The 14371-nt window shown below is 71.8% G+C and carries 13 protein-coding genes; 6 read left to right on the forward strand and 7 right to left on the reverse strand.

Annotation, left to right across the window (positions count from 1 at the left end; translation table 11 throughout):
• Positions 1–207: 207 nt before the first annotated feature.
• Complete coding sequence (locus tag ABZ484_RS07290) at positions 208–1149, forward strand: chlorophyllase (RefSeq protein ID WP_358864900.1); 942 nt, start codon at positions 208–210, stop codon at positions 1147–1149.
• 150 nt (positions 1150–1299) lie between these two features.
• On the opposite strand, the gene ABZ484_RS07295 is transcribed toward ABZ484_RS07290, so the two are convergent.
• Both ABZ484_RS07295 and ABZ484_RS07300 read right to left on the reverse strand, forming a co-directional pair.
• Positions 1300–1752, reverse strand: coding sequence for a nuclear transport factor 2 family protein (locus tag ABZ484_RS07295; RefSeq protein WP_358864901.1), 453 nt, complete (start codon positions 1750–1752; stop codon positions 1300–1302).
• A gap of 47 nt (positions 1753–1799) precedes the next feature.
• On the reverse strand, positions 1800–2720 hold the full coding sequence (locus ABZ484_RS07300) for a zinc-binding dehydrogenase (RefSeq protein WP_358864902.1): 921 nt from the start codon (positions 2718–2720) through the stop codon (positions 1800–1802).
• Between the two features lie 138 nt (positions 2721–2858).
• Between ABZ484_RS07300 and ABZ484_RS07305 the strand changes: the two genes are divergently transcribed.
• Positions 2859–3869, forward strand: coding sequence for a LysR family transcriptional regulator (locus ABZ484_RS07305; RefSeq protein ID WP_358864903.1), 1011 nt, complete (start codon positions 2859–2861; stop codon positions 3867–3869).
• Between the two features lie 114 nt (positions 3870–3983).
• Here ABZ484_RS07305 and ABZ484_RS07310 read toward each other — a convergent pair whose 3' ends face one another.
• Positions 3984–4463, reverse strand: a complete 480-nt coding sequence (locus ABZ484_RS07310) for a carboxymuconolactone decarboxylase family protein (RefSeq protein ID WP_358864904.1) — start codon at positions 4461–4463, stop codon at positions 3984–3986.
• Between the two features lie 197 nt (positions 4464–4660).
• Here ABZ484_RS07310 and ABZ484_RS07315 point away from each other — a divergent pair, with 197 nt between their 5' ends.
• Entirely contained in the window at positions 4661–5596 is a 936-nt protein-coding gene (locus tag ABZ484_RS07315) for an RNA polymerase sigma-70 factor (RefSeq protein ID WP_358864905.1), read from the forward strand.
• Between the two features lie 138 nt (positions 5597–5734).
• Here ABZ484_RS07315 and ABZ484_RS07320 read toward each other — a convergent pair whose 3' ends face one another.
• Positions 5735–6946, reverse strand: coding sequence for an erythromycin esterase family protein (locus ABZ484_RS07320; RefSeq protein ID WP_358864906.1), 1212 nt, complete (start codon positions 6944–6946; stop codon positions 5735–5737).
• A gap of 58 nt (positions 6947–7004) precedes the next feature.
• Between ABZ484_RS07320 and ABZ484_RS07325 the strand changes: the two genes are divergently transcribed.
• Positions 7005–7790, forward strand: a complete 786-nt coding sequence (locus ABZ484_RS07325; RefSeq protein ID WP_358864907.1) for a TioE family transcriptional regulator — start codon at positions 7005–7007, stop codon at positions 7788–7790.
• A 149-nt stretch (positions 7791–7939) separates the two neighbouring features.
• On the opposite strand, the gene ABZ484_RS07330 is transcribed toward ABZ484_RS07325, so the two are convergent.
• The 3 genes from ABZ484_RS07330 to ABZ484_RS07340 form a co-directional block, all read right to left on the reverse strand.
• Entirely contained in the window at positions 7940–8140 is a 201-nt protein-coding gene (locus ABZ484_RS07330; RefSeq protein WP_358864908.1) for a cold-shock protein, read from the reverse strand.
• Positions 8141–8533: 393 nt separating this feature from the next.
• Positions 8534–9781, reverse strand: a complete 1248-nt coding sequence (locus ABZ484_RS07335) for a phosphodiester glycosidase family protein (RefSeq protein WP_358864909.1) — start codon at positions 9779–9781, stop codon at positions 8534–8536.
• Positions 9782–10080: 299 nt separating this feature from the next.
• On the reverse strand, positions 10081–10893 hold the full coding sequence (locus tag ABZ484_RS07340) for a TetR/AcrR family transcriptional regulator (protein WP_358864910.1): 813 nt from the start codon (positions 10891–10893) through the stop codon (positions 10081–10083).
• Positions 10894–11215: 322 nt separating this feature from the next.
• Between ABZ484_RS07340 and ABZ484_RS07345 the strand changes: the two genes are divergently transcribed.
• On the forward strand, positions 11216–12928 hold the full coding sequence (locus ABZ484_RS07345; protein WP_358864911.1) for an MFS transporter: 1713 nt from the start codon (positions 11216–11218) through the stop codon (positions 12926–12928).
• A 370-nt stretch (positions 12929–13298) separates the two neighbouring features.
• The gene (locus ABZ484_RS07350) at positions 13299–14237 is read left to right on the forward strand and encodes an ADP-ribosylglycohydrolase family protein (protein ID WP_358864912.1); all 939 of its coding nucleotides are present in this window, start codon (positions 13299–13301) and stop codon (positions 14235–14237) included.
• Positions 14238–14371 lie beyond the last annotated feature (134 nt).

Raw genomic sequence — 14371 nt, forward strand, 5'->3', positions numbered from 1 at the left:
CAAGCCGTCCACCGCCGTCATGTTCCACCGGGAAGCCCCGCGGAAGCCCGCAAGCCGCGCGGTCGCCGGCCCTCGACGTCGCTGGGGCCGCGACGCGTCCGCGTACGAGCGACGTTCCTCGCTCACCTCTCGGCCCGGCCGTCGACGCCACCGACCACCGGACCCTGCGAACCACGAGTGCGACGAAACCCAACGGAAGGCACGTCCATGCCCGACTCGAACACCGCGCAGACCCCGAAGAACCCTGGCACCCCCGCCATGGTGATCTCCGCCAAGCCGGTCGTCCTGCCCGCCCCGGGCCGCGGCGAGGACCTCCAGGTCCGGGTGTCCGCCCCCGCGATCGGCGACGATCTGCCCGTCATCGTCTTCTCGCACGGCTTCGGCTGGTCGATGAACGGCTACGCGCCGCTGGCGGACTTCTGGGCGGCCCACGGCTTCGTGGTCCTGCAACCCACCCACCTCGACTCCAGGACGCTCGGCCTGCCCGCCGACGACCCCCGTACGCCGAGGATCTGGCGCATCCGTGTCGAGGACCTCGAGCGCGTGCTGGACGGACTCGACGTTCTGGAAGCCGCCGTGCCGGGCCTTCGCGGGCGGCTCGACCGCGACCGCACAGCGGTGGCCGGCCACTCCTGGGGTGCCCAGACGGCGAGCATGCTGCTGGGCGCGCGTGTCCTCGGCCCCGACGGCCTTCCCGGAAAGGACATGTCCGACCCCCGTGCGAAGGCGGGCGTGCTCCTCGCCCTGACCGGCCTGGGCGACGACCTGACCCCGTTCGCCGCGCAGAACTTCCCCTTCATGAAGCCGTCGTTCTCCGCCATGACCACACCGGCCCTGATCGTCGCCGGGGACAACGACCAGTCCCCTCTGTCCACGCGTGGGCCGGACTGGTTCACCGACCCCTACACCTACAGCCCGGGGAGCAAGAGCCTGCTCACGCTGTTCGGGGCGGAGCACTCCCTCGGAGGCATTCCCGGGTACGAGGTCGCCGAGACGACGGACGAGAGTCCCGCGCGCGTCGCTCTGATCCAGCAGCTCACCACGGCCTTTCTGCGCAGCGCCCTCCACCCCGAGGACACCGGCTGGAAGGCGGCGGTCACCGCACTGGAGGAAGACCCCCACCCACTGGGAGAGGTGCAGAGCAAGTGAGCGGGCTCCGGTCGCATGCCGCACGGCCGGAGGACGCGGGGCCGGGTGGCCGGAGGGCAGCCGGGTGGCCGGTCACGATTTCGTGCCCGGCCGCGATGCCGGCGTCGCCGGGGACGTGACCGGCCGTCGCGTCCTGGACGCCGGTGCGGCTCACTCGGCACCGGCGGGCCGGCGGGTGTCCAGGTCCGGGAAGAGGGTCGCGGCCACGTGCCGGGTGTCGGCGTATTCGACGACGGAGGTGATCCGGCCACCACGGACGGTGTAGATGCCGACGCAGCGGTTGTCGTACCGGCCGCCGTGGACGGTCGTGGCCCGGGCGGTCCATTCGGCGACCACACGGTCGCCTTCGGCGATCGTGCCGACCAGCTCGATCTTCAAGGTGCCGGGGACGAAGGCCGGTCCCATGCCGCCGAGGAAGTCGTCCACGATCGCGTCACGGCCGCGCCACACCCCGGAGACGGGGAGGTCGCCCGGGTAGTGCCAGGTCGCGTCCGCGGCGAAGCTGTCGCGGATGACGTCGGCGTCGCCGTCGCGGACGGCCTCGACGTAGCGGATGACGACGGTCCTGGGGTCGGTGCTGGTCATGGGGTCGGTGCCGGTCATGGTCGTGCTCCTTCGGTGGTTGTCGGTCGCCGGTCGTTCGGATGCGGTCAGGGCAGGGTGAGGACGGCCTTGCCGCGGATACGGCGCTCGCGCAGGTCGGTGAGGGTGGTCGCCGTGTCGGCCCAGCCCGCGACCCGGCCGATCTCGGGGTGCAGGCGGCCTTCGGCGGTCAGCCGGACGAGCGCCGCCAGATCCTGGTCGAGGCGGGTGTCGGCGTCGAGGTAGTGGAAGTGGCGGATGACGGCCGACTCCGGGCCGCTGAAGAAGTCGAAGAAGTCCAGCGTCGCGGGCCTGCGGCCGGCCTGCCCGAACCAGATGAGCGTGCCGCGCTTGGCGAGTCGTGCCAGAGCGAGGGGGAGGGCCGGGCCACCCGTCGACTCCAGCACGATGTCGTACGGGCCGCGGGCGTCGGCGACGTCGTGGACGATGTCGGCGGCGCCGAGCTCGGCGAGCCGGGCGCCGCGTTCAGGGTTCCGGGTCACGGCGGTGACCGCGGCCCCGGCGGCGGCCGCGAGCTCGGTGACGTAGTGGCCCACACCGCCGGACGCACCGGTCAGCAGCACACGCCGCCCCAGCACCGGCCCCGCGGTCCGCAGCAGCCGCAACGCGGTGAGCCCCGCCAGCGGCAGCGCCGCGCCCGCGAGCGGGCAGACGGAGTCCGGCAGCACCGTGAGCGCGTCGGTCGGCACCGCCACGTACTCCGCCCAGCCGCCCGCCATGGGGTGGCCGACGACCCGTGTGATCCCGGCCGGTCCGCTGCCGTCGGCGGCCGGCTGCACCACCAGCCCCGCGACGTCCTTGCCGGGGCGCTCGCCGGGGACGGGCTTCTCCAGCCTGAAGGTCTCACCCCGGTTGACCGAGAACGCCTCGACCCTCACCAGCGCCTCGTCGGGGCGCGGTGCCGGCTCGGGTACGTCGGCGAACACGACCGGCTCGGCGGGATCCCCGGTCGGTATGAGGGCCTTCATCGTTGTCATCTCCTCGGTGGGCCGCGTGGGTCACGCCCGGTGGGGCGCCCGGGACCATCCGACCGGGCGGAGTGCCGGCTCGGCCAACAACGAAGCCGCCCGGCCGACAACGCGCGGTTGTCGCATAGGGTCAGGGGCATGGATCTCGACCTCGCCCTGGTCCGCGCGTTCGTCACGACCGCCGGGACACTGCATTTCGGGCGGGCCGCCGAGGAGCTGAACACCAGCCAGCAGGCACTGTCCAAGCGCATCGCGCGACTGGAGGAGCTGCTGGCCGTCCGCCTGTTCGAGCGCGAGGGCGGCACCCGGCTGACCGAAGCGGGCGAGCGGTTCCTGCCGGCCGCGCGCGAGGCGATCACGGCGGGCGAGCGCGCGATCGCGGCGGCCACCGGCGCCGTACCGGTCGTACGCATCGACACATGGGGACACCTGTACGCGCCGATGCGCACCGTCGCCCAGGCGGTGCGGTCGTTCGGCCCGGTGCGGCTGGAGCCCGGCCCCGGACGCGACTGGCCCTCGGTCGCGCAGGCACTGCTGCGCGGCGACACCGACCTGGGCTTCGGCCGGGTGCATCCACTGCCGGGCGGACACGACGCGGAACTCACCCAGCGGCTCGTGCGGCTCGAACCCGTTGACGCGGTGGTCGGCCCGTCCCACCCGCTGGCCGACGCCCCCGCACTGCGCCCCGCCGACCTGCGCGACAGCATCCTGTGGTGCCCGGCCGAACTGGCCCGCCTGGACTTCCTCCGCCGCTTCGCCGACACCTTCCGGATCACGCGGCGACAGGACGGCCCCAACCTCGGCCTGGACCACCTCGTCCAGCACATCCGCGCCGACGCCGCGTGCTTCACCCTCTTCCCCGCCGACGCGCCGCTGCCCGACCACGCCGGCCTGCGTTCCATCCCGCTCGTCGAGCCGACCCCGCTGTACGCGTGGTCGCTGGCCTGGCGCGAGTCCCACCGCCACCCGCTGCTCGACACCCTGCTGCGCGGCTTCACCGAAGCAGGCCGCACGCGACGCTGGCTGGACTACACACCGCGGCGCGACTGGCTTCCGGACACGGACCACGCGAGACTGGCGGATCGCTCCGGGACGGGACTCGGCGTGGTGGACAACGACCGGCCGGACGACTCGAGTTCCCGGCCCTGACATGGCCGGAGCCGGGCGCACACCCTCACAGCGCGCCCGCACGACGACCGCCTCGGGCCGGCAGGCCCGGCCCGGGACCGGACGATCCCGTGCCGGGCGGGCATCGTCCGGCGGTCAGCTCGACAGGCCGTCGAACATGCCGGGCTCGTACGAACCCCCCGGCTGGTGCACGATCACGTTCATCCGGGTGGCCGCGTTGATCAGGGAGACCAGGCAGACCAGCGCACCGACCTGGTCGACGTCGTAGTGCTTGCGCACCTCGGCCCAGGTCTCGTCGGACACGCCGTGCTCGCCGAGCCGGGTGCCCTCCTCGGTGAGCGCCAGCGCGGCCCGCTCGGCCTCGGTGAACACGGTGCTGTGGCGCCAGGTGGCGACCAGGTTGAGCCGCAGCGCGGATTCACCGGCGGCCGACGCCTCCTTGGTGTGGATGTCGACGCAGAAACCGCAGCCGTTGATCTGGCCCACCCGCAGTTGAACCAGCTCCCGCAGGGTCTTCGGCAGCGTCGACTGCTCAAGGACCGACGAGACGTTGTAGAACCGCTTGGCGATCTTCGCGGCGGTCGGGCTGTCGAACAGGTTGAAACGAGGTTCCATGACTGCTTCCTCACTCGGGCACGGTGCGCGCCGCGCGGATCGTCCGCACGGCGTCATGACGGGCATTCAGATGCCGCCGCCCCGATCCCTGTGACACCGGGACCATGTGACGAGCGCCACGCGCACGGGTGTCACAAAGCCCCGGGTCCCGGCGTCTTGTGTACGTCAAGGGCGACGGCGAACAGGAGGAGCCGGCGATGGCCGAGCGCGGCGAACGAACCAGCGGCACGACCGAGCCGCTCCCTTCAGGTGCCCGCATCGACGGAGCCACCGAGGCGTTCGTCGCCCACCGCGGCCTGCTGTTCACCGTCGCCTACGAGATGCTCGGCTCGGCCGCCGACGCGGAGGACGTGCTGCAGGAGACCTGGATGCGATGGGCGGGCGTCGCCCTCGACACCGTGCAGGACCAGCGCGCCTACCTGGTCCGGATCACCACCCGCCAGGCGCTGAGCAGGCTGCGTACGCTGCGCCGGCGCAAGGAGTCCTACGTCGGCCCCTGGTTGCCCGAGCCGCTGCTCACCACGCCCGACGTGGCCGAGGACATCGAACTGGCCGACAGCGTCTCGATGGCGATGCTGCTGGTGCTGGAGACGCTCACTCCGACCGAGCGGGCGGTGTTCGTCCTGCGCGAGGTGTTCGATCTGGAGTACGACGAGATCGCGGAAGCCGTCGACAAGAGCCAGGCCGCGGTCCGCCAGATCGCGCACCGCGCCCGAGCACACGTGGCGGCGCGCAGGCCGCGCGAGGTCGTCTCCCCGGCCGCGACCCGAGAAGCGCTCGAGGCGTTCCAGCAGGCGGTCGAGACAGGCGATCTTCAGAGCCTGCTCGACATCCTCGCGCCGAACGTCGTCCTCCTGGGCGACGGCGGCGGAGTCGTACAGGCCGTGCCCGCCCCCGTCGTGGGGGCGCGCCGCGTGGCCGAACTCGCCGCCGGGCTGGGCCGGTTCGGCGCCACGGCGTCGCTGCGGTCGGCGCAGGTCAATGGACACCCGGCGCTGATTCTCCGGCTCGACGGCGAGATCGACACCGTCGTGGCGGTGCGCGTCGACGACGGCCTCATCACCGGGCTCTACGCCGTGCGCAATCCCGTGAAGCTGTCACGCGTCGAACAGGCGACCACCCTGTGCCGCTAGGGGGTGTCTCGTCGGTGTTCCTGAGCGCGTTGTGCATCTGGTCGTAGCCCGTGTCGGCCCCCAGGGACGCGAACGCTCGCGGCCTCGTCGTCGAGTTCGTCGGCGAGAGCATCGCCGTGGCTTTCCGAGGAGCCGAAGTCAGGGGCGCTGGATCCGCGGGACGTCCTTGACGAAGACGATCCCGTCGGTGTCCGCCAGGCGTGCCGGGTCCAGCGGGGCGTAGCCGAACCAGGGGGATACGCGGGGTGCGGGTGGTGCGTCGCCGAGGGCGGTGGCCAGGCGGCGGGTGTCGATGACGCAGCGGTCCTCCGGGAGCGCGTACAGGAGTCCTTCGAGGGTGCCCGGGGGCGGCGTGTCCACTCCTTGATGCCGGATCGTGCCGAGGGCCGTCGCCACGAAGGCGTACTCCTCGCCCAGCTGGGCGCTCACCAGCGCACCGGCGCTCCACCACTCCACCGGCCCCTCCCACATCCGCATCGTGCTCTTCTCCCGCTGGAGATGGGAGTTGTGCGCGTGGACGAGCACCGGGCCCCGAGCGGCGAGATCGAGGAGGTTGTGGGCCATCATCACGTCCCGCAGCGCGCACAGCCGGGTCATGCGGGCCGGTGAGGTGTCGGCCATCCAGAAGTGGTAGCGCAGCAGGCCGGTCGCGGTGCGCCCGTACAGGCGCGCCCGGTCCCACTCCTCCCGGGAGGACACCGCGAGCAGGTGCGGCGTCTGCGCCTCGAGCAGAGCCACGAGATCGTCGGCAAGCAGCCGCAACTCCCTGGCCTCGGCCGACTGCCCCACGGAACGGGCCGGGTCCGTCATGGCGGCGGGATCGGTCCACCGGCCGTCACCGCCGAGCAGGCCATCGAGCGTTTCCCACGTGCAGGGGAGCAGGCCGGCCTCCACCCGGGCCGCGAGGTAGCCGTGGAGCGCGGTGAGGCTCTGCCGGGGGCTCGCTGCACCGGTGATCTCCAGCGGGCCGTCGAAACCGGCGAAGCGCAGCCGCTCGGACCCGGGCCGGCCCTCGTTGTGGGCGCGCATCCAGCGCACGAGATCACGGTTGGCCGCACAGATCCCCCAGCCGTGACTGAACCCCCGCTCCATGACCTCGTCGAGATCTCCCCGGCCCGAGGTGACGTAGTCGTCCACGACCAGGCCCATCATGCAGTCGCTCTCGATCGCGATGGTCCGGTACCCCTCCTGTTCGACAAGTCGCCGGAACAGTTCGTTGCGTACTTCGAGCAGCGTGTCCTCGCCGTGGGTGGGCTCGCCCAGGGCGAGCAGCCGGGGCCGGGCCGGAAGCAGCCTCATGACGGCGGCAGCCTCGACGGCATGGGCGGTGTCCTTGATGTCGGTCGCCATGCCTTCAACGGTATTGTTGAAGCCTCGGTTGAAACTTTCCCGCGCTATCGTCGGGAACGTGGGACGAAACCTTCAAAGCGATGAGCGGCTCAGGCCGGTTGACCTGGCGCGCGGGCACGGCCTTTCCACGCAGGCGGTCAGGAACTACGAGGAGGCCGGCATCCTTCCGGCCGCCCGTCGTACCGCCCACGGCTACCGCACCTATACGCGGCTGCACGCGCGGGCACTGCGCGCGTTTCTCGCCCTGGTGCCCGGCCACGGTCACCCGACGGCGAGCTCGATCATGCGGGCGGTGAACCAAGGCGCGGACGATGAGGCGTTCCGTCTCATCGACGAGAGCCACGCACAGCTCCTGGACGACCGCCGGACCCTTGCGGCCGTGGAGTGCGCCCTACGCGGTCTGGAGCGCACGGCGGCGTCACAGCCGGAGACCGCGTCCCACTCCGGTACCGCGTCCCACTCCGGCATCGCGTCCCGCTCCGGCACCGCGTCCCGGCCCGACGGCACGTTCATCGGGCCGCTGTCGGAGCGGCTCGGCATCCGGCCCGCGACGCTGCGTACATGGGAGCGCGCCGGGCTGGTGCGTCCGCGCCGCGACCCGCGCACCGGGTACCGCGTCTACGACGAGGCCGACGTACGGGACGTTCGGCTGGCTCATCAGCTCAGGCGCGGCGGCTACCTGCTGGAGCAGATCGCGCCGCTGATCGCCCAGGTACGGGCGGCCGGCGGACTGGAACCCCTGGAGGCCGCACTGGGCGACTGGCGCGGCCGGCTGTCCGCCCGGGGGCGGGCGATGCTGACCGGGGCCGCCGAGCTGGACGCGTACCTCCGCGAGCGCGGATGAGATACCGGCCGTCGGCCGAGAAACGTGCCGAGGGCGGGCCGGTGGGGAACATGCCGAGGGCCCGGGGGGAACATGCCGAGGGCCGGCGCCTCACGGCACCGGCCCTCGGGTTCAGCAGCAGGGGTGCGGCAGGTCTCGCCCGCCGGACCTCAGATGGCGCGAACGCGCGCGGCCTGCGGGCCCTTGGGACCCTGCACGACATCGAACTCCACGTGCTGGTTCTCCTCCAGGCTACGGAAGCCGTGGCCTTCGATCTCGGAGTAGTGCACGAAGACGTCCGGTCCGTCGGCCTGGGCGATGAAGCCGAAGCCCTTCTCGGCGTTGAACCACTTGACGGTTCCCTGAGTCATTTCTTGCTCCTTGCAGGGGCTGCTTACGGGACCCGCACCGTGCGGCGTCCCGGGCCGGCCTGGACGCGACTTCTCCAGTTCCCTGAAGGAAGGCGGCGCCCGCGACGTCGTTCTTCGCGAGCGTGCGGTGAAACACAGACACAAAAACTACGACCGCTCTGTACAACGGACCTCTCGCCGGAATCATTCCCGCCGCCGAAGAGCCTGGTCAGCGAACTGACCGCGCCCCCGCAACGCTCCGCGGCTCCCGGACTACTCGCTGTCGACGGCCGTCGGCATGCTGAGCCTCGCAGCGGGCGAGCTGGAGGGGCGTGGAACGTGCGGATGAGCATCAGCGTGCCCGTATGCCCCCGCCGACTCGTAGGAACCCCCTGCGGACTCGTACCCGGTGCGTCAGTCGCGGGAGAAGAGGCCGATGCCCTCGGGGATCGGGCGTTCGGCACCGCCCGTCGGGTGGTTGCGGACCACGGGGGCGCCGGAGACCGGGTCGCGGGTCACCAGGGTGGAGGAGCCGCCGCCGTCCAGGTTGACACCGTCGTCGGCGCCCACGTCGTGCAGCACCCCGGCGAGCTCGGCCACGGTCAGGCCGGCACCGCTCTCCGCGCTGCCGTCGAGCACCAGCAGGTACAGCGTCCGCCCGTGGTCACCGATGGCCGCCCCGGTCCTGGTGGCCACGGCCTTGGTGTCCAGGCCGGGCAGCGGCTCACCGTCACGCAGCACCGGGTAGCCGCCCACCGCGAATCTCAGTCGCTTGCCGCTGGTGGTCCGCAGCCTGTCGAAGACCCGGACCCGCTCTCCCACCCGGAGCGAACGCAGCTGCGCCGCCCCGGCCTCCCGGCCGACCAGGACCACCGAGCCGGGGTCGACGGCACCGGCTCCGACGGTGTCGGACTCGGACACCACCCGGCCGTTCTTCACCGTCACCTCGTAGGCGTCGGTGGTGCAGGCGGCGGCGCGCACGGTGTCGGTGCCGCACACGGCGCGCCGGCGCGAGACGTCACCCCAGAGGGAGTTGAACGCTCCGATGCCGCCTTCGGGGATGGCGTACTGGTTGAGCCCGGCGAGCTCGAACCGCTCGCCGTGCCGGCCCCGGACCGTGCCGTCGAGGCTCAGCTCGTCCAGCCGGGCCTTGCGGTCGTAGCCGACGCCGATGACATCGCGGGTGGAGGTGCCGGGCGGCAGGGCGGGCCCGAAGCGCTGTCCGTTCGGCACGGCCGCCTTGAGCGGCACACCGTCCGCGATGGCCGGGCCCACCGCGGAACCGGTCGCCTGCACTCCTGGGTGCTGCGTCTCGTCGATGTTGAAGAAGTCGGCGTTGATGCCGGCCACCGCCCCCTGGTCCGCGGCCAGTTGGGAGAGTCTGGCGCGTGCCGCGACCTTGCCGGGGGTGAGCAGACCGGCCGATACCCGCCGGTCGCTCAGATCGGCGGTGACCACGTGGCCGGTCACCGTGCCGTGCGAGGCCGTCAGGGAAAAGGCCCGGTAGGTGATTCCCGGCGCGATCTGCACGTCGTCCGCCAGCCGGACCCGCTCCACCGCGTTCGCCGTGCCGGTCCCCGCGCCCAGAACCGTCGCGCTCATCGCGAGCGCCGTCACCGCCGCGGCGGTCGCCGCACGCGACCGCAGTGCCATGGATGTCATGTGAGCTCCCGTCAAATGGGCCCCCGTCCGGGGCACCCAAGAAGACTGTCCACGCCATGACAATCGGAACCGGGGAACAACGTGAGGCGCCGCGCCGACGGTGCGGCGAATGTCCGGGAGTCGGTGAGTGATGTTCACAGGGGGTCGCTGACGGCCAGTCAAGTTCCCGGCTCGCCCCGCACCCCCACCCGTCCCGCTCCTCCGCCCGGCCCGCACCTCCGCCCGTCCCGCACCTCCGCCCGTCCCGGCCTGGCAGCGTTCGCGCCGGCGAGGCGCGAGCGTGCCGGACGTGTCGGGGATCAGGTGGTGTCCGCTGCTCGGCCGCCGTCCGAAGGCTCACCCTTCTCGGCATCGGGCAGGTAGCTCGCCAGACCGCGCAGGATGATCTCCAGGCCGATGTCGAACCTCTCGTCGGCGGAGTCCGTCACCATCATTCCGGCCAGGGCGCGCAGGTGGGGGAAGTCCTGCGCGGGCAGGGACGCGAAGTAGTCCTGCATCTCCTCTGCCATCTCCCGCCAGTCGGGGCGGGCCAGGGAGGAGTCCGCACCACCCTGCTCGGCGGCCCGGTCCTGCCACATGCCCTCCTCCAGGACGAACCCGTCGATGTAGGTGGAGATGAGGTCACCGGCCTCCGCCGCGATCCGGTCGGGCAGCCCGGCGGTACGGAAGATGGCGAGCAACGACTCGACGTGCGGCAGCAGTTCGGCGGTGAACGGGACGTGGGCCATCGAGATCCTGGCCATGTCCCGGTGGGACAGCAGGCGCCGGCGTCCTGCGCGGGCGAAGTCGCGTACCTGCTCCTGCCAACGGTCCGGGTCGGGTCGGGGCAGTTCCACGCCGTCGAAGAGCCGGGTGTACATCAGCTCCAGGAGGTCGTCCTTGGAGCTGACATGGGCGTAGAGGGCGGAGACCGTGACCCCCAGTTCGGCCGCCACCTGGCGCATCGACAGGCCGTCGAGCCCTTGCCGGTCCAGCACGGTGAAGGCGGCCTCGACGATCCGCTCACGCGACAGCGGTGTTCGCGCGACGGCGGCGCGGGTGCGAGCGGGGCGCTCACGCTCCCAGGGGGAAGGCGGGGGAGGTGCGGGGGTGCTGTCGGCCGGGTCGGTCATGACCACAGTCTAGGCATGGGCAGAACAGTGTTCTCCTTCGGCGAGCGTCGTTCATACCGGCCGTAAGCAGGCGGGAATCGCGATCGACGCGATATATCTTGTCTCGGTCGCGAAGTTGCGCTATATCTTGGTTAACGCCGTTCTCTCAGTGAGCGCTGTTCTGCTACGGTGAACAGTGTTCGTGAACGGTGTTCGCCCGTCCGCGATGCTCGGCCCGGCCCCCGTCTCTCCGGGCCGGATCAGCGGCCCGGACCGTCACACCCATCCGTCCCACCGCGCTTCCGGATCACCATCGGACGCGGTCCTTTGACAAGGAGTTCCGATGTCCACCACCGGCGTCGCGCCAGACGAGGCGCTCACCGATTCGCCGGCGCCCTACCGGTGGCGCTGGGCCGCCCTCTTCGTGATCCTCGCGGCCGAGGTGATGGACCTCCTCGACGCCGTCGTCACGAACATCGCCGGCCCCTCCATGCGGGCCGACCTCGGTGGCGGTGCCTCCACCCTCCAGTGGCTGGCCGCCGCGTACACCCTGTCGATGGCCGTCGGGCTCGTCACCGGAGGGCGGCTCGGCGACATCCACGGCCGCCGCCGGATGTTCCTGGTGGGGGCGGCCGGCTTCACCCTGGGTTCGCTGCTGTGCGCGGTGTCCGTGGCGCCCGAGATGCTGATCGCCGCACGCGTCGTGCAGGGACTGTTCGGCGCGGTGATGCTGCCGCAGGGCCTGGGCATGATCAAGGAGATGTTCCCGCCGAAGGAGTCGCAGAAGGCCTTCGGCATGTTCGGCCCGGTCATGGGACTGTCCGCCGTGTGCGGGCCGATCCTGGCGGGCTGGCTCGTGGACGCCGACTACTTCGGCACCGGCTGGCGGATGATCTTCCTGATCAACCTGCCGCTGGGCGCCGCGGCGTTCCTCGGCGCCGTGCGCTACCTGCCCAGGGGGCGCGCGAGCGACAAGCCGCGCCTGGACATCCCCGGCATGCTCCTTGTCTCGCTGGCCGCGCTGCTCATCATCTTCCCCCTGGTCCAGGGACGTGAGTACGACTGGCCCGCGTGGACGTTCGCGATGATGGCCGCCTCGGTGGTCGTCTTCGCCGCCTTCGCCAGGTACGAATCGCGCCGCAGCAGGACCGGACGGGACCCGCTGGTCGTCCCCAGCCTCTTCCGCAAGCGCGGGTTCAGCGGCGGTATGACCCTCGGGCTGGTCTTCTTCTCGACCATGCAGGGCTTCATGCTGGTCTTCAACCTCTACACCCAGATCGGGCTGGGCTACTCGCCGCTCAAGGCGGGACTGGTGATGGTGCCGTGGTCGGGCGGCATGATCGTCGGCTTCGGGATCGCCCAGGGTGTCGCCCGGTTCGGACGTACCGTCCTCCAGGTGGGCGCGCTGGTCATGGCGCTCGGCGTGTTCGGCGTGTGGCTCACCCTCGACATGGTGGGCAGCGGCGTCGGCCCCTGGCAGCTCCTGCCGTCCCTGCTGGTCACCGGCATCGGGATGGGCCTGCTCATGGCGCCGTTCTTCGACATCGTGCTCGCCAGCGTCGAGCAGCACGAGACCGGTTCGGCATCCGGCACGATGACCGCGATGCAGCAGCTCGGCGGCGCCTTCGGCGTGGCCGTCCTCGGCACCGTGTTCTTCGGCCTGCTGGGCGGAGGGATCGCCACCGCCGTCGACCACCGCTCGGACGACCTGCGGCAGCAACTGGCCGCCGCGCACGTCGCGCCCGCCGCGCAGGACCGCGTCGTGGCGGACCTGCGTGCGTGCGCCTCGGACCGGGCCGTCGCCAAGGACCCCGCCGCGACCCCCGCCTCCTGCGCGCAGCTGGAGAAGGACACCCGGTCCGCCGTGACCTCCCCTGAGGCCGGGGCGCGCGTGCCCGCCGCACTGGAGGCCACCTCGCAGTCGGCCTTCCGCAGCGGCTTCGGCTCGGTCATGAAGACGGTGCTGTGGATCGTCGACGGCATGCTCGCCCTGACGTTCCTGCTCGCGTTCCTCCTGCCGCGCCACGCACGGCCCGAGGGATCAGCCGGGCACTGAACCCCGGCGGCGCCGCCAACGCCGAACGGGACGGCGTCACAAGGACGCTCGCGCGGATCACGGGAAGTGCCGTGATCCGCGCAAGCAGACCTGCCACCTCCCACGCCCGGACACCGGCGGGTACGAGGCAGGGACGCCACACCTGCCGCCGGGTTCGACCCGCGGCGATCGGCGCCGGAACGAGCGCCTGGCCGCACCAGTCTGCCGCCGTCGACGTCCACGCCACCGAAGGCGGCTATCGGCGTCTCTCGCACTCCGGCGGCGGCGCACGGACCACGCTTTTTCCCGCGCCCTGCACCATGCCGGCCACTGCTGCCAGCGAGGCCGCGGAGGATCAGCAGATGACCTTCGACGAGGACGGACTGGGCGGATGATGCGTAGGGAGCGAGCCGTCGCGACGGTTGTCGGCTCAGCGGTGGGCGACGCGCTGGGAGCCCCGTTCGAGTTCGGGCCTCCCGGTGCGTTCTCTGCCCGGTTCCCGGAACCAGGTGGCGGCGGCGAGATGTGCGGGGGCGGCGGCTGGGAACCGGGGGAAGCCACGGACGACACCCAGATGGCCGTTCTGGTCGCGGAGTCGCTGTTGGAACGGGGCGGGCTGGACCTGCCGGACGTCTTCGCCCGCTTCCAACGGTGGGCGGGGGCCGAACCCAAGGACATCGGCCTGCAGACCGAGGACGTGCTGACCAACGGCATGCCATGGGATCTGGCCGCCGGCCTTCACTTCCAGGTCAACCTGCGAGCAGCGGGCAACGGTTCGCTGATGAGGGCGTCGACGTCCGCGGTCCACTTCGCACGCGCCGGCCAGTCCGCCACGATGGATGCCGCCCGGCGCATCGCTGCCCTCACCCACGGGGACCGCGCCGCCTGGGAAGGCACCGCCGTCCTCCACGAGCTCGTTCGCGTCACGCTGGAAGGTGCCGATCCCCTCGGTGCCCTCCCCGCCGTCCTGCATCTCGTCCATCCCGACCACCGTCAGCGGTACGCCACGGTCCTTGCCGCCGACTGGCACCCCGACCAGGCGACCGAGTTCAACGGCGCGGTCTGGCCCTGCCTGGGATCGGCGGTCTGGGCGCTGCGCAGCACAACCAGCTTCGAGGACGCCGTTCGCGCGGCGATCGACCTCGGCGGTGATACCGACACCGTCGCCGCGGTCGCCGGAGCTCTCGCGGGGGCGTATCACGGACTGGACGCGATACCCGCCCGGTGGACCGAGCCCTTGCACGTCCCCCTGCCAGGCTTCGGCGGACGGGTGCTGCGCCTGGACGACCTGATCGATCTCGCCCACCGCCTCGAAGCCGCCGCCGACTGACCGGTCATCGGTCGAGCCGCGGGGCCATCCCTCCGTGGTTCAGGGTGGTGCGGACGTGGCCGTGCGACAGTTGATCGAACTCCCGCGCCACGGCGGCGTGTCGATCGGGAGACGTACGTCACAAATCGGGTGGT

This window comes from Streptomyces sp. NPDC006393, from assembly GCF_040628575.1.
Classification (GTDB): Bacteria; Actinomycetota; Actinomycetes; order Streptomycetales; family Streptomycetaceae; genus Streptomyces.

Coding starts and splice junctions, on each gene's coding strand:
- ABZ484_RS07290 (WP_358864900.1), top strand. CDS start 208: ATGCCCGACTCGAACACCGCGCAGACCCCGAAGAACCCTGGCACCCCC.
- ABZ484_RS07330 (WP_358864908.1), bottom strand. CDS start 8,140: ATGACTCAGGGAACCGTCAAGTGGTTCAACGCCGAGAAGGGCTTCGGC.
- ABZ484_RS07310 (WP_358864904.1), bottom strand. CDS start 4,463: ATGGAACCTCGTTTCAACCTGTTCGACAGCCCGACCGCCGCGAAGATC.
- ABZ484_RS07345 (WP_358864911.1), top strand. CDS start 11,216: ATGTCCACCACCGGCGTCGCGCCAGACGAGGCGCTCACCGATTCGCCG.
- ABZ484_RS07320 (WP_358864906.1), bottom strand. CDS start 6,946: ATGGCGACCGACATCAAGGACACCGCCCATGCCGTCGAGGCTGCCGCC.
- ABZ484_RS07350 (WP_358864912.1), top strand. CDS start 13,299: ATGATGCGTAGGGAGCGAGCCGTCGCGACGGTTGTCGGCTCAGCGGTG.
- ABZ484_RS07335 (WP_358864909.1), bottom strand. CDS start 9,781: ATGACATCCATGGCACTGCGGTCGCGTGCGGCGACCGCCGCGGCGGTG.
- ABZ484_RS07305 (WP_358864903.1), top strand. CDS start 2,859: ATGGATCTCGACCTCGCCCTGGTCCGCGCGTTCGTCACGACCGCCGGG.
- ABZ484_RS07340 (WP_358864910.1), bottom strand. CDS start 10,893: ATGACCGACCCGGCCGACAGCACCCCCGCACCTCCCCCGCCTTCCCCC.
- ABZ484_RS07295 (WP_358864901.1), bottom strand. CDS start 1,752: ATGACCGGCACCGACCCCATGACCAGCACCGACCCCAGGACCGTCGTC.
- ABZ484_RS07315 (WP_358864905.1), top strand. CDS start 4,661: ATGGCCGAGCGCGGCGAACGAACCAGCGGCACGACCGAGCCGCTCCCT.
- ABZ484_RS07300 (WP_358864902.1), bottom strand. CDS start 2,720: ATGAAGGCCCTCATACCGACCGGGGATCCCGCCGAGCCGGTCGTGTTC.